Raw genomic sequence first — 18,209 nt, 5'->3', positions numbered from 1 at the left:
AGGTAAGCGCTGGCGAACTCGAGAACTATCGGCATTAAGGCAGTTCATACTTGTCGAATATGTTCATTGCTTAGCCGTGTGCAATAGCGGCGGATGTGGGCACCTCATTTATTGAGTCCCGTTGGCAACGATTAACGGCCGGCAATCGTCGGTCGGCCGGTCTATTGCGCCAAAAACCCGACGAACTTCGATTCCATTTCTGTCCGGTTGCTGGGAATCGGCTACTGGTCGGCTGGACAATGCATTTCGCAGCGGGATCTGTTAGCTGATCAGCAGCATTCTCACAGGCATATTCGCGCGGTGACACTTGTCGTTTACTTTACTATTACGTCCCTGGAACCCAGCGCGAATACGTTCCGATCACGATGATCGCTACATTAGGCAGCGCCGCCTGAACGCCGGGCGGACCGCCGCCTCTGACACATTTCGGATAGGAGTGTGGAACCCTGTCGTCCTCACACACGTCCAATCAATGCGTGAATTCAACAGCGGATTCCATGGATTCCATTAGAGCTGCCGCGCGGTTGCGGACGGGCCAGAAAGCCGCGCCTACCATGGCGGCCACTCAAGGGGAGCGGAGTAAATAGATGTTGGATTTCGGGGCGCTACCACCGGAGATCAACTCGGGGCGGATGTATGTCGGCGCGGGGTCGGGGCCCATGCTGGCAGCCGCGGCGGCCTGGGACGAGTTGGCGACGGAACTGCAGTCGACGGCGGCCTCGTACGGCGCAACGATCGAGAGCCTCGCCACCGGGCCGTGGACGGGGCCTTCCTCTATCGCGATGGCGGCCGCGGCCGCGCCGTATGTGGCGTGGATGAGCGCGACCGGCGCGCAGGCCGAGGAGGCCGCCAGCCAGGCCAAGATCGCCGCCGGCGCCTACGAAACCGCGTTCGCGGCAACGGTGCCGCCACCGGTGATCGCGGCCAATCGCGCCCTGCTGATGGCGCTGATCGCCACCAACTTCCTGGGCCAGAACACCCCCGCCATCGCCGCCACCGAAGCCCAATACGCCGAGATGTGGGCCCAGGACGCCGCCGCCATGTACGCCTACGCCGCCTCGTCGGCGACCGCGTCCCAGCTCACCGCGTTCACCGAGCCGCCGCAGACCACCAACGCCGCGGCCGCGCCCGCCCAGGCGGCCGCCGTCTCCCAGACCGGCGGCGCGAGCGGCTTGAACATCGGCACGCAGCTGTCGCACCTGATCAACTCCCTACCGACGGCGCTGCAAAGCCTCGGCAGCGGCCTCCTGAATTCGCCGACGACCGGATCGACCAACCTGCTGTCGGGGCTCAACTTGCCTCAATTGACCTCCTCGCTGTCGTTGCCAGCCGGACTACAGGCCGACTTGACGAACTGGAACACCATTACGTCGACCTTCGCCTCCGGGCCCTATTCGCTTCAAGGGCTCACTTCCATACCCGGCGGCCCCTTCCTGTCGTTCGGTCAGGCCTATGCCTGGGGCCAGAACGGGCAGGCAGCCGCCGCCTACCTCGCCGGCCCGAAAGCCATCAGCGGGGCGCTGGCGCCGCTGACGCAAGGCGCCAGCGCAGTGAAGTCGATGCTCAGCTCCGCCGTCGGCGCCCAGGGCGCAATGGGCAAGGCGGCCCTGGTCAGCGGCCTGTCGGTGCCGCAGGGCTGGACCGAGGCCGCCCCCGCGATCAAAACGCTTGCCCAGGTGCTACCCGCCAACGCGGCGGCCGCGCCGGCCGCGCTCGCCGGAGAGGAGGGCGTCTTCGGCCAGATGGCCCTGTCCAGCCTGGCCGGACGCGCGATCGGCGCCGCCGCCTTCCAGTCCGCCGGCGCCAGTGGTGCCACCGCGGCCTCGTTGGGCGGCGTCGTCGCGGCCGACCCGGCGGCGGCCACCATCATCGTCATCCCCGCGCTGGAGGACTGACGGCCATGACCGAAACCAGGCAAGGGGAATAGACGATGTTCTACGCAGCTTTTCCGCCCGAGTTCAACTCGGGAAGGATGTACGCCGGACCGGGATCGGGGTCGCTGCGGGCGGCCGCTGCCGCCTGGGAGGGGCTGGCCGGCGAACTGCAGTCCGCCGTTTCCTCCTATACCTCGGTGATCGATAGCCTGACCAGCGGCGCCTGGGTGGGCCCGTCATCGGTCAACATGGCCGCCGCGGTCACGCCTTACCTGGCCTGGATGCAGGGCACCGCCGCGCAGGCCGCCGAAGCCGCCACTCAGGCCACCGCGGCGGCCAGCGCGTACGAGACGGCGTTCGCTGCGCACGTGCCCCCGGCGGAGATCGCCGCCAACCGCACCCAGCTGGCGCAGCTGGTGGCCACCAACGTCTTCGGACAGAACACCCCGGCGATCGCAGCGACCGAGGTCCAGTACGCCGAAATGTGGGCCCAGGACGCCCTGGCCATGGACACCTATGCGGGCTCGTCGGCGGCAGCCTCGAAGGTGACCCCGTTCACCGAGGCGCCGCAGATCACCAATGCCGGCGCAGTCGCCGGCCAGGCTGCCGCGGTGACCCAAGCCGCCGCCACCCCGGCCGGCACGGTGGGCACACTGTTGACGGAAGCGGCCAACCCGCTCACCATCGGCAACCCGCTGCTGACGACGCTGGCAAACCTCAGCAGCGACTACACGTCCACCATCAACGGCCTGTTGAACTCCCTCTTCGGGACCGGGGCATCCACGCTGATTACCAACCTCTACAACGCGGTCAAGGTTCCGCTTGGCTTCACCACTGGCTTCAACGACATCGGGCTGCTGATCAACTTCCCGGTCTCACAGTGGCTCAAGTTCGCCCCCCCGGCTGCGTACGCCGCGCTCCCCAAGGACGCGCTGGGCGCCGGGCTGGGAGCGCTGGGCTTCGGCCGGGGCACGCTCTACAACGCCGTCTCGGCGGGCATGGGGAACGCCGGCACGCTGGTCGGTCACTTGTCGGTCCCGCCGAGCTGGGCCACGTCCACCCCGGCTATCAGGACGGTGGCGGCCGCGCTGTCGGCCGCCGGCCCCGACGCGGTCCCGGCCGCCGCGCTCGGCGAGGGCGGGCTGCTCAGTTCGATGTCGGTGGCCGGGATGCTGGGCAGCGCGTTCGGCGCGGGGGCCCCCAGCGCGCTGAGCGGCACCGGCGTGCGCGGCCGGATCAAACCGCTCAAGGACCTCAAAGACGCCCACTCGCCGGAAAACCTCAAGCGGCTGGTCGCGCAGATATCCGAAAAGCCCGAAAGCGTCCAGCACCACAACGTCGATCAAGACGGCCTCGACGCGCTGCTCGAGCAGCTGGCCAAGAAGCCCGGCATTCACGCGGTGCACCTCAGGAAGGGTGACAGGCCCCAGGTCGTACCGTCCGATGCGCAGTCGGGTTAGGGCGCAACCGAATTGGGAGGGTGACGAATGAAAAGACTGCTAACGCTCGCCGGCGCCGCGACCATGATGATCGGCCTCGCCGTGCCCGCGCACGCCGACCCGCCGCCGCCACCCCAGGGCGACGACGCGGGCTTCCTCGCTGCGCTGCACCAGGTCGGCATCAGCTACTCCAGCCCGGATGCCGCCGTCGCGTCCGGCAAAGCGGTGTGCACCTGCCTGAACAACGGCGAATCGGGCCTCGAGCTGGTCCACGACGTGAAGACCCACAACCCCGGCATGGACATGGAGAATGCATCCAACTTCGCGATGATCGCCGCGAAATTCTATTGCCCGCACCAGCTTTCCAAGGCCTAGCACCAAGTTGACTGCCGGTGTCCGCGGCGTGACCACGAGGCGACCCGATCGGGTGCGGTCCACCTGCCGTTCACCTGGCCGTGCTTAGCTGCCGCCGGCCGCTGGGGGAAGGAGGTGGGGGTGTCATGCAGACGTTGAGCGTCGCCGAATTCGCCCTCCGACTCGGCGTCGGCGTGGGATGTGGCGCCTTGATCGGGCTGGAGCGGCAGTGGCGGGCCCGCATGGCCGGGCTGCGCACCAACGCGCTGGTCGCCGGCGGAGCGACGCTATTCGTGCTCTATGCCGTCGCCACCGAGGACAGCAGCCCCACCCGTGTCGCGTCCTACGTGGTGTCCGGGATCGGGTTCCTCGGCGGTGGCGTGATCCTGCGCGACGGGTTCAACGTCCGCGGCCTCAACACCGCCGCGACGCTGTGGTGCTCGGCGGCGGTGGGGGTGCTGGCCGCGTCGGGTCACCTCGTTTTCACCCTGATCGCCACCGGCACAGTCATCGCGATCCACCTGTTCGGCCGCCCGCTCGGGCGGCTGATCGACCGCGACGACGTCGTCGAGGAAGACGAGGGCGTGCAGCCCTACCTCGTCCAAGTCGTCTGCCGCCCGAAATCGGAGAAGTACGCGCGCACCCACATCGTCCAGCACGCCAGCGGCAACGACATCACGCTGCGTGGCATCCACACCGGACATGCCGCCGACGACGAGATCACCCTCACCGCGCACCTGCTGATGGACGGCCACACACCGGCCAAGCTCGAGCGGCTGGTCGCCGAGCTCTCCCTGCAGCCGGGGGTCCGAGCGGTGCAGTGGTACGCCGGGGAGAAGGCGCAGGCGGACTGAGCGGTCAGGGGCGGGCCTGCAGCTCCGGCGCGGCGGCGGCCAGCAGGTCGGCGCGGCTGCGGGTCAGCGGGGGATAGATGCGCCGGGTGTTGATGGTCTGCTTCGTCGCCTTGGCCTGGGGCCCAGTCGACGCCACGGTCCGATCCCATCCCTCGGTGTAGACCGCTCCGGCGGGTCCGAGGTCGAGAACTGTGACATACCAAGGGATTCGAAGGGCAAGCATCGGCTCGTCGAAGAGGTCGCTGATGACGTTGTAGCCGGCGTAGCGGCCCATCGGGCGCCCGTGTTGGCAGGACATCACCGACAGGTGCTCGTCGTCCATTCGGGCGGCGGCCACGTCGCCGGCGGCAAAAACCGCGGGCACGTCGGCGATCCGCAGGTAGTCGTCGACCCGTACCCGGCCGAACCGGTCGAGGGGCACCCCGAGTTGCTCGGTCAACGAACTCGCCCGCATGCCCGCGCACCACACCACGGTGGCAGCCGGCAGCCGCTCACCCGAGGACAGCGTCACGTCCCGCTCGGTCACCTCGACGACGCCTGCGCCCGTTCTGGTCTCGATGCCGTTGTCCGACAGGGCCTTTTCGATCACCGGGCACGCCGACGCCCCCATGTCGGAGCCCACGGCGGGATTGCGGTCGACGAGAACCACGCGCGGGGTGACGCCCCGCCCAGAGAACAAGGCGCGCAACCGGTTTGGCAGCTCGCTGGCCGCCTCGATGCCGGTCAGTCCGGCACCGACCACGACGACGGTCGCCGCTGCGGGCGTCGGCGATTCGTCGGCGAGCTCGCGCAGGTGCCGCTGCAGCGCAAGGGCGCCGTCGTGGGTGTCGACGTCGAAACCGAACTCCCGCAGCCCCGGGATGTCCGGCTTGACCACGTGACTGCCCGACGCCAGCACCAGTCGGTCGTAGCCGTATGTGGCGCCGGTCGACGTGGTGATCGTGCGGGAGCCGGTGTCGATCGCGGTCACCTCGGCGGTGACGTGGGCGACGCCGACGGGGTCGAGCAGGTCGGCGAGCGGGATCCGGCAGGGCGTCAGGTCGGTTTCGTAGTTGCGCACCCGGATGTCGTGGAACGGCTTGGCGCTCACAACGGTGACGTCGACGGCGCCGGCCGGGACGGCGAGCTCGTCGAGCCGCCGCGCGGCGCCGAGTGCCGCCCACAACCCGGCGAACCCCGAGCCGATTACCACCACTGCGGTCAAGCGCTCAACACCTCATTGGTACGGGCCGTTACCAGAGCTGGCCGATGGTCGTAATCTATCGGTGTGAATGCTGTCACCGGGTTCTGGTTCGCGCTGCCCCCGCAGGTACGCGACCCGGTGCTGTTCGCCATCCCGTTTTTCCTGTTGCTGTTGACCATCGAATGGACCGCGGCGAGCAAGCTGCAAGACACCGAGGCAGAAGCGCGGCCGGGATCCGGCGCTTACCTCACCCGCGATTCCTGGGCGAGCATCTCGATGGGCCTGGTCTCGATCGCCACCAGCGCCGGCTGGAAGGCGCTCGCGCTGCTGGGATACACCGCGATCTATGCCTACCTGGCGCCGTGGCACCTGTCGCCGGCCAAGTGGTACACGTGGGTCGTCGCGCTCGTCGGCGTCGACCTGCTGTACTACGGCTACCACCGGATGGCGCACCGGGTCCGGCTGGTCTGGGCGACGCACCAGGCCCACCACTCCAGCCAGTACTACAACCTCGCCACCGCGGTGCGCCAGAAGTGGAACAACAGCGGCGAGGTCTTGATGTGGGTTCCGTTGCCGCTCTTGGGACTTCCCCCCTGGATGGTGTACTTCAGTTGGTCGCTGAACCTGATCTACCAGTTCTGGATCCACACCGAGCGCATCGACAAGCTGCCGCGCCCGTTCGAATTCGTCTTCAACACCCCGTCGCACCACCGGGTGCACCACGGGATGGACCAGCTCTACCTGGACAAGAACTACGGCGGCATCCTCATCCTGTGGGACCGGATGTTCGGCAGCTTCCAGCCCGAACTGTTCCGCCCCCACTACGGGCTCACCAAGCAGGTCGACACCTTCAACATCTGGAAGCTGCAAACCCGCGAATACGTCGCCATCGCCCACGACTGGCGATCGGCAAAGCGCCTGCGTGACCGGCTTGGCTACGTCTTCGGGCCGCCGGGGTGGGCGCCGCGCGCGGCGGGGCTGGCCGCCGACGCCGTGCCGCTGGTCACGCCGGGGTAACGCCAGCGCCCTCAAGTGCGAAAAGATGAGCGAGGGGTGAGATCAAGCCGTAACGTCACCCTTCGGGTCGGCATTTAACGGAGGGATCGGAGCTCAACATGCGCCGCCTGGCACTGCACGCATTCGCCGCCTCGGCTTCCGTCGTGGCAGTCGCATCGTGGCTGCCGCCCCTGCCCGCCAAGGCGGACCCCCCAGTCGTCTTTCCCGGGATGGAAATCCACCAGGACAATCGCCTGTGCACCCTGGCCTACGTCGACCCCGCCCTGAAGATCGCGTTCACCGCGGGGCATTGCCGCGGCAGCGGCGTCGTCTACGACCGCGAACACAACGTCATCGGACGCCAGGCCACGTTCCGCGACAACACGCCCAGCGGCACCACCGTGGCCACCGATCAGACGATCAACGACTACGAGGCGATCGTGCTGGACGGCGGGGTCACGGCCAACAACGTCCTGCCGGGCGGGCGGCCGCTGGAATCCAATCCCTCCCTGGCGCTTCAGCCGGGCCAGGCCGTGTGCCACTTCGGCGTGGTCACGGGTGAGACCTGCGGGACCGTCGAGAGCGTCAACAACGGATGGTTCACCATGTCGCACGGTGTCCAGAGCCAGCGGGGCGATTCCGGGGGACCGGTTTACCTGGCACCCGCCGGCGGCCCGGGGGAGATCGTGGGGATCTTCAACAGCATCTGGGGCGATCTGCCCGCGGCGGTGTCGTGGCGGGCCACCTCGGACCAGGTCCGCCAGGATCTCGGGGCGACGCCGCCCAACCCCCGATAAGTCAGCCGGCGGGCTCGAGCACGAACACCGGAATCGAGGGCGCCCCGGCGAGCAGCTGCTCGTCGGTGGAATCCGGCGTCAACCCGCCGACATAGTCCTTGACCTGCCAGTACCAGCGGCCCAAATAGCGCCTCAGGACTTCGGGCTTGCCCGCATCGCCCACCTCGCTCACTCGAGCGCGTCGCCGGCGCCAGCGCGGACCCACCTCGACGACGCCCGCCGCCCGAACGTTGCGGGCCCATTGCGTGTTGCCGCGCGGTGAGACCAGGTAGTCGACGCCGTCGACCGTGAGCAGGTTGATCACCACCGCGCGCGGTTTTCCGCTCTTGCGGCCCCGGACGTGCAGGGCGCGGGTTCCAGCGATGCTGATCCCCAGCTCGGCGAGCCAGCGGATCACCGCGTTGGCGGCGCGGGCCACCCGATTCGGTTCTTCGTAGCGCGTGGCCATGGTGCGTCCTCTCTAACGGAATCCGAGAGCGGTGCTCTCTCTGCCGGACACGTTGCCACAGCCGTCGCCAAAAAGCAAGAGCGGTGTTCTCGGTTGTGTCAGACTGGCCACGTGGGCAAACGCCAGGAATCGCGGGAGCAGATCGAGGCGCGAATCATCGAGCTCGGCCGCCGCCAACTGGTGGAGGGGGGCGCCGCCGGGCTGTCGGTGCGCGCCATCGCCCGCGACCTGGGCATGGTGTCCTCGGCGGTGTATCGATACGTGTCCAGCCGCGACGAGCTGCTGACCCTGCTCGTGGTGGACGCCTATACGGACCTGGCCGACACCGTGGACCGGGCCCGTGAGACAGCGGGCGAGGCGTGGAGCGACGATGTCATCGCCATCGCGCGGGCGGCGCGGGAGTGGGCCGTGGCCGATCCCGCCCGCTGGGCCCTGCTGTATGGCAGCCCCGTCCCCGGGTATCACGCGCCCGCCGAGCGCACCGTCCCGGCCGGCACCCGCGTGGTGGGCGCCCTCTTCGACGCGGTGGCGGCGGGCATCGCGACCGGAGACATCCGTTTGACGAATGACCTTGCACCGCAACCGATGTCGTCGGATTTCGGACGCATTCGCGACGAGTTCGGATTTCCGGGAGACGACCTGGTGATCGCCAAGTGCTTCCTGCTGTGGGCGGGCGTCCTGGGCGCCATCAGTTTGGAGGTGTTCGGGCAATACGGCACCGACACCCTGACCGACCCGGCGGCGGTGTTTGACACTCAGATGCGGCTGCTGGTGGACGTGCTGACCCAGCACTGAGCCGCCGAATTAGAACGTGTTCATCGCGCTGCCGGGTGGCCGACGCGGCCGCTCGCGGCAAAGTCCTCCCGGCCCTTTCTGGCGGCCGACCGGCTGAGCTATCCTGCGAGACGATGACCCTTCCCACCCAATCGCCGACGCAGATCGCCTGGGTCACCCCCGACCTGGATGCCACAGAAACCGCCCTCACCGGCCTGTTAGGCGCTCGAAAGTGGGTGCGGATACCCGAGGTGCACTTTGCCCCGGACAGCTGCAGCTACCTCGGCCGGCCCGCCGATTTCGTCGCCAGCATCTCGCTGAGCTATCTCGGGGACATGCAGCTGGAGCTGATCTCACCGGTCCGCGGGGAGAACATCTATAGTGACTTTCTGCGCGAATCGCCGCCCGGCCTGCACCACATCTGCACCGAAGCGCCGAGCCCCGAGGGATTCGACGCCTTCTTGGCGGAGGCCGCGGCAAAGGGGGCGCCGATCGTGCAGCAGGGCGTGATGCCTGGCGGCATCAAGTTCGCCTACGTGTCGGCGCCGCAGGCGGGGGTGCCGTATCTGGAAATCGCCTACGTCTCACCCGAGATGAGGGCGTTCTACGACTACATCAAACAGGAGCAGCAGTGAGTACCGAGATCCCGGCTACCGTCGACGCGGACACGGTGACGTCGTGGTCGGACGAGGTCGACGTGGTGGTGATCGGATTCGGCATCGGCGGCGGGTGCGCGGCGGTCAGCGCGGCGGCCGCGGGCGCGAAGGTGTTGGTGCTCGAACGCGCGGCCGCGGCGGGCGGCACGACTTCCCTTGCGGGAGGCCACTTTTACCTCGGCGGCGGGACCGCCGTGCAGGAGGCGACCGGCCACCCCGACTCGGCCGAGGAGATGTACAAATACCTCGTCGCGGTGTCGAGGCAGCCGGACCACGCGAAGATTCGTGCCTACTGCGAGGGCAGCGTCGAGCATTTCAATTGGTTGGAAGACTTGGGGTTTCAGTTCGAGCGCAGTTACTTCCCGGGCAAGGCCGTGATCCAGCCCAACACCGAGGGGTTGATGTTCACCGGCAACGAGAAGGTGTGGCCCTTCCTGGAGAAGGCGGTCCCGGCGCCGCGCGGTCACAAGGTGCCGGTGCCCGGCGACACCGGCGGCGCCAGCATGGTGATCGACCTGCTCCTCAAGCGGGCCGCCAGCCTTGGCGTACAGGTGCGCTACGAGACCGGCGCCAGCCAGCTGATCGTGGACGACGCCGGCGCGGTGACCGGCGTGCTGTGGAAGCAATTTTCCGAAACCGGTGCGATCAAGGCAAAGTCGGTGATCATCGCTGCCGGGGGATTCGTGATGAACCCGGAGATGGTAGCCAAGTACACCCCGAAGCTGGGTGAGAAGCCGTTCGTGCTCGGCAATACCTACGACGACGGCCTGGGCATCCGGCTGGGCGTCTCCGCGGGGGGCGCCACCCAGCACATGGATCAGATCTTCATCACGGCGCCGCCCTATCCGCCGTCGATCCTGCTCACCGGGATCATCGTGAACAAGCTCGGGCAGCGGTTCGTCGCCGAAGACTCCTACCACTCCCGCACGGCCGGATTCATCATGGATCAGCCGGACAGCTCGGCGTTCCTGATCGTCGACGAGGCGCACCTGGAGCATCCCAAGATGCCGCTGGTGCCGTTGATCGACGGCTGGGAGACTGTGCCCGAGATGGAAGCCGCGCTGGGCATCCCGCCGGGCAACCTGGTCGCGACCCTGGACCGCTACAACACGCACGCCGCCCGCGGCGAGGATCCCGATTTTCACAAGCAGCCGGAATTCCTTGCGCCGCAGGACAAAGGGCCGTGGGGCGCGTTCGACATGTCGTTGGGAAAGGCGATGTACGCCGGATTCACCGTCGGCGGGTTGGCCGTGTCCGTGGACGGGCAGGTGCAGCGCGAGGACGGCAGCGTGGTGGCCGGCCTGTACGCGGTGGGCGCCTGCGCGTCCAACATCGCCCAGGACGGCAAGGGGTATGCGAGCGGGACGCAGCTGGGGGAGGGTTCGTTCTTCGGTCGCCGCGCCGGAGCGCACGCGGCCCGGCAGGCCACGGGCGCGCAGGCGCGTTAGACACAGCGCCGGAGCGCACGCGGCGGAAAACAGCTAAACCCCGGCGGGTTCCTTTTCGACCGGGCCGAGCCGCCACTGGCCGCCGCCCAGCAACTGGAGCTGTTGTCGGTGGTGCTGCTCGACGGTGGGCCGGTGGCTGACGCTGACCAACACGGTGTCCGGCAACTCGGTGCGCACCAGCTGATACAGCGCGAACTCCAGCCCCTCGTCGAGAGCCGAGGTGGCCTCGTCGAGGAACACCGCCTTCGGCTTGGTGAGCAGGATGCGCGCGAACGCGACGCGCTGCTGCTCGCCGGGGGAGAGCACCTTGGCCCAGTCCTGCTCCTCGTCGAGGCGGCTGATCAGCGGCGCCAAGGCCACCTTCGTCAGGATGTCGTGCAGTTCGCCGTCGGAGACGTTCGCCGGCTCGTTCGGGTAGCAGATCACGCCGCGCAGGCTGCCGAGCGGCACGTAGGGCAACTGCGACAGGAACATCGTGGCGTTGTCGCCGTCGGGGCGGCATAGGGTCCCGGAGGCGTACGGCCACAACTCGGCCAGGCTGCGCAGCAGCGTGGTCTTGCCGGCGCCCGATCGGCCGGTGATCACCAGCGAGTCGCCGTCGTCGAGCGCCACATCGAGCGGGTCGATCAACTGGTCGCCCGCCGGCGTGCGCACCTCGACACCGCGAAGCTCGACGGTTGCCTCGTCGCTCGGCTTGACCAGGATCGTCGGCAGCGCGCGGCCCTGGCTGTTCGCGTCGACCAGCCCGTGCAACCGGATGATCGCCGCGCGAAACGCGGCAAACGCGTCGTAGTTGTTGCGGAAGAACGACAGCGAATCCTGGATGTTGCCGAAGGCCGTCGCGCTCTGGCCGACGTCGCCGAAGTCGATCCGCCCGGCGAACAGTCGCGGCGCCTGGATCACCCACGGCAGCGGAACAATGATCTGCGACATCGACCAGTTCCACCCGTTGAAGATGATGGTCCGGCGCACGAACTTGCGGTAGTTGGCGATGATCGGGGTGAAGCGCCGCCACAGTTGCGCCCGCTCGACTCGTTCACCCCGATAAAAGCCCACCGCCTCGGCCGCGTCGCGCAACCGCACCAGCGCGTAACGGAATGCGGCGTTGAGCTTTTCGTTGTTGAAGCTCAGCCAAATCAGCGGATGGCCCAGCCAGACCGCGACCACGGTCGCGACCAGAACGTAGACCAGGACCGTGACGAACATGGCGCGCGGCAACTCGAAGCCGAAAATTTCCAGATTCCCGGAGAGCTGCCACAGGATCGCGGCAAAGGAGATCACCGAGGCGACCGCGTTGACGGCCCCGAACAGCAGGGTGCTGCCCGTCCCGTTGGACGGGATGTTCGGGGTGCCCCCGGCGTTGGCGGTGAAGATGTCGATGTCCTGCTGGATGCGCTGGTCCGGGTTGTCGATGGTGTTGTCGATGAACAGGTCCCGGTAGTACGCCTTGCCGTCCAGCCAGTCGTCGGTGAGGTGGGCGGTCAGCCAGACGCGCCAGGCGATGATGAATCGCTGGGTCAGATAGATGTCGATCATGAACCGGATGACATACAGCGTGGCCAGCACGGAAAAGATCCCGATCGACATCCAAAAGCCATGAATCCCGGACTGTTTCACGTTGGCGTCGTCGGCCGCGATGCCCTGCACGGCCTTCTGCACCGCCGTGTACAGGTCGTTGCCCTGGTAGCTCAGCAGTACGGTGAGCCGCACCGAACAGAGCACCGACAGCAACAACACCCCCAGCATCGCCCACACCCTGACGCTGGACGGGCCGACGAAGTAGCCGCGGGTGATCCGCCAGAACTGCCGGCCCCACGGGGTCAGGTACCGGAACGCCACCAGCACCGCGATCAGGCAGACGGCACCGATCGCCCAGGCGATGGCGATCCAGCGCAGGGAATCCATGGGTGCCGCCGACCAATTGATCGACGGCGTAAACGGCTTCGGGCCCATGGTCGATGTCTCCTTAAGGTCGAGGCCTGACACAAAATCCTTCGGCGAAGGTACCCGAGTGATTGCCGATAGGCTGCCTGGATGAGCATCGACGCTCCGTCCAGCCAGACCGTACATGCCGGCCGGCTCATCGCACGCCGGCTCAAGGCCAGCGGCATCGACACCGTGTTCACCCTATCCGGCGGCCATCTGTTCTCCATCTACGACGGCTGCCGTGACGAGGGGATCCGGCTTATCGACACCCGCCACGAACAGACCGCGACGTTCGCCGCCGAGGGCTGGTCGAAGGTGACGAGGCTGCCCGGCGTGGCCGCCTTGACCGCCGGGCCGGGCGTCACCAACGGGATGAGCGCGATGGCCGCGGCGCAGCAGAACCAGTCGCCCCTGGTGGTCCTCGGCGGCCGGGCCCCCGCGGGGCGCTGGGGCATGGGCTCGCTGCAGGAGATCGACCATGTGCCATTCGTGGCGCCGCTGGCCCGATTCGCCGCCACCGCGCAGTCGGCCGACGACGCCGGCCGGCTGGTGGACGAGGCGTTGCGCGCGGCCGTCGGCGCCCCGTCCGGGGTGGGGTTCGTCGACTTTCCGATGGACCACGCGTTTTCGATGTCGGAGGATGACGGCCGGCCCGGCGCCTTGAGCGCGGTGCCGCCCGGTCCGGCCCCGGATGCCCGGGCCCTCGACCGCGCCGTCGACCTGTTGGCAGCGGCGCAGCGGCCGGTGATCATGGCGGGCACCAATGTCTGGTGGGGACACGGCGAGGCGGCGCTGCTGCGCCTCGCGGAGGAACTTCAGATTCCGGTGCTGATGAACGGGATGGCCCGCGGCGCGGTGCCGGCCGACCACCCGATGGCCTTCTCGCGGGTGCGCGGCAAGGCGCTGGGCGAGGCCGACGTCGCGTTGATCGTCGGTGTGCCAATGGATTTCAGGTTGGGCTTCGGCAAGGTGTTCGGGCCCGAAACGCAGCTGATCGTGGCCGACCGCGGCGAACCCGTCCGCGAGCATCCCCGGCCCATCGCCGCCGGCCTGTACGGCGACCTGACCGCGATCCTGTCGGCCCTCGCCGCGACACGTGGCACCGCACACCCGGATTGGGTCGCTGGGCTGCGAACCGCCGAGACCGCGGCGCGCGCCCAGGAGAAGGCCGAGCTGGCCGACGACCGGATCCCGCTGCATCCGATGCGGGTGTACGCGGAGCTGGCACCGCTGCTGGACCGCGACGCCATCGTCGTCATCGACGCGGGCGACTTCGGGTCCTACGCCGGGCGGGTGATCGACAGTTATTTGCCGGGTTGCTGGCTGGACAGCGGCCCGTTTGGCTGCCTCGGGTCGGGCCCCGGCTACGCGTTGGCCGCCAAGCTGGCCCGGCCCGACCGCCAGGTCGTGCTGCTGCAGGGCGACGGCGCGTTCGGCTTCAGCGGCATGGAGTGGGACACCCTGGTCCGCCACGGCGTGCCGGTCGTGTCGATCATCGGCAACAACGGAATCTGGGGTCTCGAAAAACACCCGATGGAGGCGCTGTACGGCTACTCGGTGGTGGCGGAATTGCGTCCGGGCACGCGCTACGACGAGGTGGCGCGCGCCCTGGGTGCCCACGGCGAGTTGGTGGCCGCGCCCGCCGAGTTGCGGCCCGCGCTGGAGCGCGCCTTCGCCAGCGGGCTGCCCGCCGTCGTCAATGTGCTCACCGACCCGGCCGTCGCCTACCCGCGCCGCTCCAACCTCGCCTGATTCTTTCGGGGCGCGAGGGTGCGCAGTTGCACGTGTACGCCCGGCGTGTCGCGGTCAAACACGCACGCTCGCGGTGATCGAGCGCTCGCGTACCGTTGACCTGTGCCAAAGACCACCCGGACGCAGCCCGGCCGCCTGAGTAGCCGATTCTGGCGGCTGCTGGGCGCCAGCACGGAGAAGAACCAGACGCGGTCCCTCGCCGAGGTCACCGCCTCGTCGGAGTACGACGAGAAGGCGGCCGACCTCAGCGACGAGAAGCTGCGCGAGGCAACCGGGCTGCTCAAGCTCGACGACCTCGCGGAGTCCGCCGACATCCCGCAGTTCCTCGCGATCGCCCGGGAGGCGGCGGAGCGGACGACCGGGCTTCGCCCCTTCGATGTCCAGCTGCTGGGTGCGTTGCGCATGCTCGCCGGCGACGTGATCGAGATGGCCACCGGTGAGGGCAAGACCCTCTCAGGGGCGATCGCGGCCGCCGGATACGCCCTTGCGGGACGGCACGTGCACGTAGTGACCATCAACGACTACCTGGCGCGCCGCGACGCGGAGTGGATGGGCCCGCTGCTGGAAGCCCTGGGGCTGACGGTCGGCTGGATCACTGCGGACTCGACGAGCGAGGAACGCCGCGCCGCCTACGGCTGCGACGTCACTTATGCCTCGGTCAACGAGATCGGCTTCGACGTGCTGCGCGACCAGCTGGCGACCGACGTCGACGACCTGGTGTCACCCAATCCCGACGTGGCCCTCATCGACGAAGCCGACTCGGTGCTGGTGGACGAGGCGCTGGTGCCGTTGGTGTTGGCCGGCACCACCCACCGGGAGACGCCGCGGCTGGAGATCATCAAGCTGGTCGGCAAGCTGGACGCCGCCACCGATTACGAGACCGACGCCGACAGCCGCAACGTCCACCTGACCGACGTCGGCGCGCGCAAGGTCGAGAAGGCCCTCGGCGGCATCGACCTGTACTCCGAGGAGCATGTCGGCACCACGCTCACCGAGGTCAACGTGGCGCTGCACGCGCACGTGCTGCTGCAGCGCGACGTGCACTACATCGTGCGCGACGACGCGGTGCACCTGATCAACTCCGCCCGCGGCCGCATCGCGCAGCTGCAGCGCTGGCCCGACGGCCTGCAGGCCGCCGTCGAGGCGAAGGAGGGCATCGAGACCACCGAGACCGGCGAGGTGCTCGACACCATCACCGTGCAGGCGCTGATCAACCGCTATGCCACCGTCTGCGGCATGACCGGCACCGCGCTGGCGGCCGGCGAGCAGCTGCGCCAGTTCTACAAGCTCGGCGTCTCGCCAATTCCGCCGAACGAGCCCAACATTCGCGAGGACGAGGCCGACCGGGTCTACATCACCGCGGCCGCCAAGAACGACGCGATCGTCGCGCACATCGCCGAGGTGCACGAGACCGGGCAGCCGGTGCTGGTCGGCACCCGCGACGTGGCCGAGTCCGAGGAGCTGCACGAGCGGCTGCTGCGCCGCGGCGTTCCCGCGGTGGTGCTCAACGCGAAGAACGACGCCGAGGAGGCGAAGGTCATCGCCGAGGCCGGCGAGTACGGCACGGTGACCGTGTCGACCCAGATGGCCGGGCGGGGCACCGACATCCGCCTTGGCGGGTCCGACGAGGCGGACCACGACCGCGTCGCGGAACTGGGCGGGCTGCACGTCGTCGGCACCGGCCGCCACCACACCGAGCGGCTCGACAACCAGCTGCGTGGCCGCGCGGGACGGCAGGGCGACCCGGGGTCGTCGGTGTTCTTCTCCAGTTGGGAGGACGACGTCGTCGCGGCCAACCTCGACCACAACAAGCTCCCGATGCAGACCGACGAGGACGGCCGGATCGTCAGCCCCAAGGCGGCCGGGATGCTCGACCACGCCCAGCGGGTCGCCGAGGGCCGGATGCTCGACGTGCACGCGAACACCTGGCGTTACAACCAGCTGATCGCGCAGCAGCGCGCGATCATCGTCGATCGCCGAAACACGTTGCTGCGCACCGCGACCGCGCGCGAGGAGCTCGCCGAGCTGGCGCCGGACCGCTACGCGGAACTCTCCGAGGACATCTCCGAAGACCGCCTGGAGAAGATCTGCCGGCTCATCATGCTGTATCACCTCGACCGGGGCTGGGCCGACCATTTGGCCTACCTCGCCGACATCCGAGAAAGCATCCACCTGCGCGCGTTGGGCCGGCAGAATCCGCTGGACGAGTTCCACCGGATGGCGGTCGACGCGTTCGCGTCGCTGGCCGCTGACGCCATCGAGGCGGCGCAGCAGACTTTCGAAACCGCGAACGTGCTCGAAGAGGAGCCCGGGCTGGACCTGTCGAAGCTGGCGCGGCCGACGTCGACGTGGACCTACATGGTCAACGACAATCCGCTGTCCGACGACACGCTGTCGACCCTGAGCCTGCCCGGGGTGTTCCGCTGAGCTGAGCCGGCAAGCGTGCGGCCAGCCGCACGCTCGAGCTCGAGTGTGCGGCCAGCCGCCCGCTCGGCGTTCGGCTAATGTCACGGCTCATGGAGCCCGCGCTTCCGCCCGATCGGGTGCTGACGGTGCCCAACGCGCTCAGCGCGATCCGCCTGCTGCTCATCCCGGTATTCGTCTACGTCCTGCTGTTCGCCCACGCCAACGGCTGGGCGGTGGCGATCCTGATGTTCAGCGGGGCCTCGGACTGGGCCGACGGCAAGATCGCCCGCACCCTCAACCAGTCCTCGCGGCTGGGCGTTCTGCTGGACCCCGCGGTGGACCGGCTCTACATGGTGACCGTCCCGATCGTCCTGGCAATCGACGGGATCGTGCCGTGGTGGTTCGTCATCACGCTGCTGGTGCGCGACGGGCTGCTGGCCGCCTCCCTGCCGCTGCTTCGCAGCCGAGGCCTGTCGGCGCTGCCGGTGACCTACGTCGGAAAGGGCGCCACCTTCGCGTTGATGGCCGGGTTTCCGTTGGTCCTGCTGGGCACCGGCGGCGCGGAGTGGAGCCGCGTGCTGAGGGCCTGCGGCTGGGGCTTTTTGGGCTGGGGCTTGTACATGTACCTGTGGTCGTTCGTGCTGTATGCGGTGCAGATGACGTTGGTGATGCGCCGCATGCCCAAGCTGAAACAGCCCGACCGCCAACCCGTCACCCGCAAGGCCGGTGGCCATGACTGACGCGGACCGCCTGCTCGGCGGCTATGACCCCAACGCCGGCCGCAGCGCTCACGCCGCGGCGCGGCCCCAGCTGATCCCGGTGCCCTCGCTGCTGCGCGCCCTGCTCTCGGAGCATCTGGATCCCGGCTACGCCGCGGCCGCGGCCAAACGCGACAGCGAGGGCGTGGCGCCGAGCGGCCGCGACCGCACCTTCGGCTGGCTGTGGCAGGCCCTGGCCGCGCTGCTGATCGCGACGGTGTTCGCCGCCGCGGTCGCGCAGGCGCGCTCGGTGGCGCCCGGCGTGCGCACCGCGCAGCAGCTGCTGCTGGAAAGCGTGCGCTCATCGGAGGCCGCCGCGGCCAAGTTGGGCCAACAGCGCAGCGCGCTCTCGAGCCGAGTGGACGACGTGCAGCGCCACGCACTGGCCGAAAACGCCCAGGGGCAGCGGCTGCTGGCCAGTCTCGACGCGCTGGGCCTGGCGGCGGCGAGCACGGCGGTCATCGGTCCCGGCCTCGCGGTGACGGTGACGGATCCCGGTGCCGGCCCGAACCTTTCCGACGTTTCCAAGCAGCGCATCAACGGC

The 18,209-nt window shown here is 68.6% G+C and carries 15 protein-coding genes and 1 pseudogene; 13 read left to right on the top strand and 3 right to left on the bottom strand.

The window, feature by feature from the left end:
- Window positions 1-587 precede the first annotated feature (587 nt).
- The 4 genes from A5706_RS23665 to A5706_RS23650 all read left to right on the top strand — a co-directional run bounded on the left by A5706_RS23665 (window position 588) and on the right by A5706_RS23650 (window position 4,521).
- Entirely contained in the window at window positions 588-1,895 is a 1,308-nt protein-coding gene (locus A5706_RS23665) for a PPE family protein (protein WP_068136152.1), read from the top strand.
- Window positions 1,896-1,930: 35 nt separating this feature from the next.
- On the top strand, window positions 1,931-3,334 hold the full coding sequence (locus A5706_RS23660; RefSeq protein WP_068136149.1) for a PPE family protein: 1,404 nt from the start codon (window positions 1,931-1,933) through the stop codon (window positions 3,332-3,334).
- A 27-nt stretch (window positions 3,335-3,361) separates the two neighbouring features.
- Window positions 3,362-3,688 carry a DUF732 domain-containing protein gene (locus tag A5706_RS23655; protein WP_068136146.1) on the top strand — a complete coding sequence of 109 codons (327 nt, stop codon included), beginning with the start codon at window positions 3,362-3,364 and terminating at the stop codon, window positions 3,686-3,688.
- Window positions 3,689-3,813: 125 nt separating this feature from the next.
- Window positions 3,814-4,521 (top strand): MgtC/SapB family protein, encoded by a 708-nt coding sequence (locus A5706_RS23650; protein WP_068136143.1) that lies wholly within the window; start codon window positions 3,814-3,816, stop codon window positions 4,519-4,521.
- Between the two features lie 4 nt (window positions 4,522-4,525).
- On the opposite strand, the gene A5706_RS23645 is transcribed toward A5706_RS23650, so the two are convergent.
- Window positions 4,526-5,725: an NAD(P)/FAD-dependent oxidoreductase gene (locus A5706_RS23645; RefSeq protein WP_068136140.1), complete on the bottom strand. Its 1,200-nt coding sequence runs from the start codon at window positions 5,723-5,725 to the stop codon at window positions 4,526-4,528.
- Window positions 5,726-5,788: 63 nt separating this feature from the next.
- Here A5706_RS23645 and A5706_RS23640 point away from each other — a divergent pair, with 63 nt between their 5' ends.
- Together A5706_RS23640 and A5706_RS23635 are read left to right on the top strand one after the other, a co-directional pair.
- Window positions 5,789-6,721, top strand: coding sequence for a sterol desaturase family protein (locus A5706_RS23640; protein ID WP_068136137.1), 933 nt, complete (start codon window positions 5,789-5,791; stop codon window positions 6,719-6,721).
- A 98-nt stretch (window positions 6,722-6,819) separates the two neighbouring features.
- On the top strand, window positions 6,820-7,497 hold the full coding sequence (locus A5706_RS23635) for a hypothetical protein (protein WP_068136134.1): 678 nt from the start codon (window positions 6,820-6,822) through the stop codon (window positions 7,495-7,497).
- 1 nt (window position 7,498) lies between these two features.
- On the opposite strand, the gene A5706_RS23630 is transcribed toward A5706_RS23635, so the two are convergent.
- Window positions 7,499-7,945 carry a nitroreductase/quinone reductase family protein gene (locus A5706_RS23630; protein WP_068136129.1) on the bottom strand — a complete coding sequence of 149 codons (447 nt, stop codon included), beginning with the start codon at window positions 7,943-7,945 and terminating at the stop codon, window positions 7,499-7,501.
- Between the two features lie 111 nt (window positions 7,946-8,056).
- Between A5706_RS23630 and A5706_RS23625 the strand changes: the two genes are divergently transcribed.
- From A5706_RS23625 to A5706_RS23615, 3 genes are all read left to right on the top strand, one after another.
- The gene (locus tag A5706_RS23625; protein WP_197517954.1) at window positions 8,057-8,740 is read left to right on the top strand and encodes a TetR/AcrR family transcriptional regulator; all 684 of its coding nucleotides are present in this window, start codon (window positions 8,057-8,059) and stop codon (window positions 8,738-8,740) included.
- Window positions 8,741-8,853: 113 nt separating this feature from the next.
- Window positions 8,854-9,354: a VOC family protein gene (locus A5706_RS23620; protein WP_068136123.1), complete on the top strand. Its 501-nt coding sequence runs from the start codon at window positions 8,854-8,856 to the stop codon at window positions 9,352-9,354.
- Window positions 9,351-10,823, top strand: a complete 1,473-nt coding sequence (locus A5706_RS23615; RefSeq protein WP_068136120.1) for an FAD-binding protein — start codon at window positions 9,351-9,353, stop codon at window positions 10,821-10,823. The genes A5706_RS23620 and A5706_RS23615 overlap by 4 nt, the downstream gene beginning before the upstream one ends.
- A 33-nt stretch (window positions 10,824-10,856) precedes the next feature.
- On the opposite strand, the gene A5706_RS23610 is transcribed toward A5706_RS23615, so the two are convergent.
- Window positions 10,857-12,776 carry an ABC transporter ATP-binding protein/permease gene (locus A5706_RS23610; protein WP_068136118.1) on the bottom strand — a complete coding sequence of 640 codons (1,920 nt, stop codon included), beginning with the start codon at window positions 12,774-12,776 and terminating at the stop codon, window positions 10,857-10,859.
- A gap of 81 nt (window positions 12,777-12,857) precedes the next feature.
- Between A5706_RS23610 and A5706_RS23605 the strand changes: the two genes are divergently transcribed.
- The 4 genes and pseudogenes from A5706_RS23605 to A5706_RS23590 form a co-directional block, all read left to right on the top strand.
- On the top strand, window positions 12,858-14,501 hold the full coding sequence (locus A5706_RS23605; protein WP_068136115.1) for an acetolactate synthase: 1,644 nt from the start codon (window positions 12,858-12,860) through the stop codon (window positions 14,499-14,501).
- A gap of 102 nt (window positions 14,502-14,603) precedes the next feature.
- Window positions 14,604-16,928, top strand: coding sequence for an accessory Sec system translocase SecA2 (secA2, locus tag A5706_RS23600; RefSeq protein ID WP_068136111.1), 2,325 nt, complete (start codon window positions 14,604-14,606; stop codon window positions 16,926-16,928).
- An 89-nt stretch (window positions 16,929-17,017) separates the two neighbouring features.
- Window positions 17,018-17,647, top strand: coding sequence for a CDP-alcohol phosphatidyltransferase family protein (locus tag A5706_RS23595; RefSeq protein WP_068136106.1), 630 nt, complete (start codon window positions 17,018-17,020; stop codon window positions 17,645-17,647).
- Window positions 17,640-18,209 (top strand): annotated as a pseudogene (locus A5706_RS23590) (hypothetical protein); the annotation flags it as partial. The gene A5706_RS23595 and the pseudogene A5706_RS23590, both read left to right, overlap by 8 nt.

Source organism: Mycobacterium sp. E796 (assembly GCF_001672815.1).
GTDB lineage: Bacteria > Actinomycetota > Actinomycetes > Mycobacteriales > Mycobacteriaceae > Mycobacterium.
The sequence above is the reverse complement of the archived record's forward strand: the minus strand, read 5'-3'. Positions and strand labels throughout refer to the sequence as shown.

What these genes read in the sequence shown, in the direction of transcription:
- A5706_RS23635 (WP_068136134.1), top strand. Translation starts at nt 6,820, where the DNA reads ATGCGCCGCCTGGCACTGCACGCATTCGCCGCCTCGGCTTCCGTCGTG.
- A5706_RS23650 (WP_068136143.1), top strand. Translation starts at nt 3,814, where the DNA reads ATGCAGACGTTGAGCGTCGCCGAATTCGCCCTCCGACTCGGCGTCGGC.
- A5706_RS23665 (WP_068136152.1), top strand. Translation starts at nt 588, where the DNA reads ATGTTGGATTTCGGGGCGCTACCACCGGAGATCAACTCGGGGCGGATG.
- A5706_RS23605 (WP_068136115.1), top strand. Translation starts at nt 12,858, where the DNA reads ATGAGCATCGACGCTCCGTCCAGCCAGACCGTACATGCCGGCCGGCTC.
- A5706_RS23655 (WP_068136146.1), top strand. Translation starts at nt 3,362, where the DNA reads ATGAAAAGACTGCTAACGCTCGCCGGCGCCGCGACCATGATGATCGGC.
- A5706_RS23620 (WP_068136123.1), top strand. Translation starts at nt 8,854, where the DNA reads ATGACCCTTCCCACCCAATCGCCGACGCAGATCGCCTGGGTCACCCCC.
- A5706_RS23630 (WP_068136129.1), bottom strand. Translation starts at nt 7,945, where the DNA reads ATGGCCACGCGCTACGAAGAACCGAATCGGGTGGCCCGCGCCGCCAAC.
- A5706_RS23595 (WP_068136106.1), top strand. Translation starts at nt 17,018, where the DNA reads ATGGAGCCCGCGCTTCCGCCCGATCGGGTGCTGACGGTGCCCAACGCG.
- A5706_RS23660 (WP_068136149.1), top strand. Translation starts at nt 1,931, where the DNA reads ATGTTCTACGCAGCTTTTCCGCCCGAGTTCAACTCGGGAAGGATGTAC.
- A5706_RS23610 (WP_068136118.1), bottom strand. Translation starts at nt 12,776, where the DNA reads ATGGGCCCGAAGCCGTTTACGCCGTCGATCAATTGGTCGGCGGCACCC.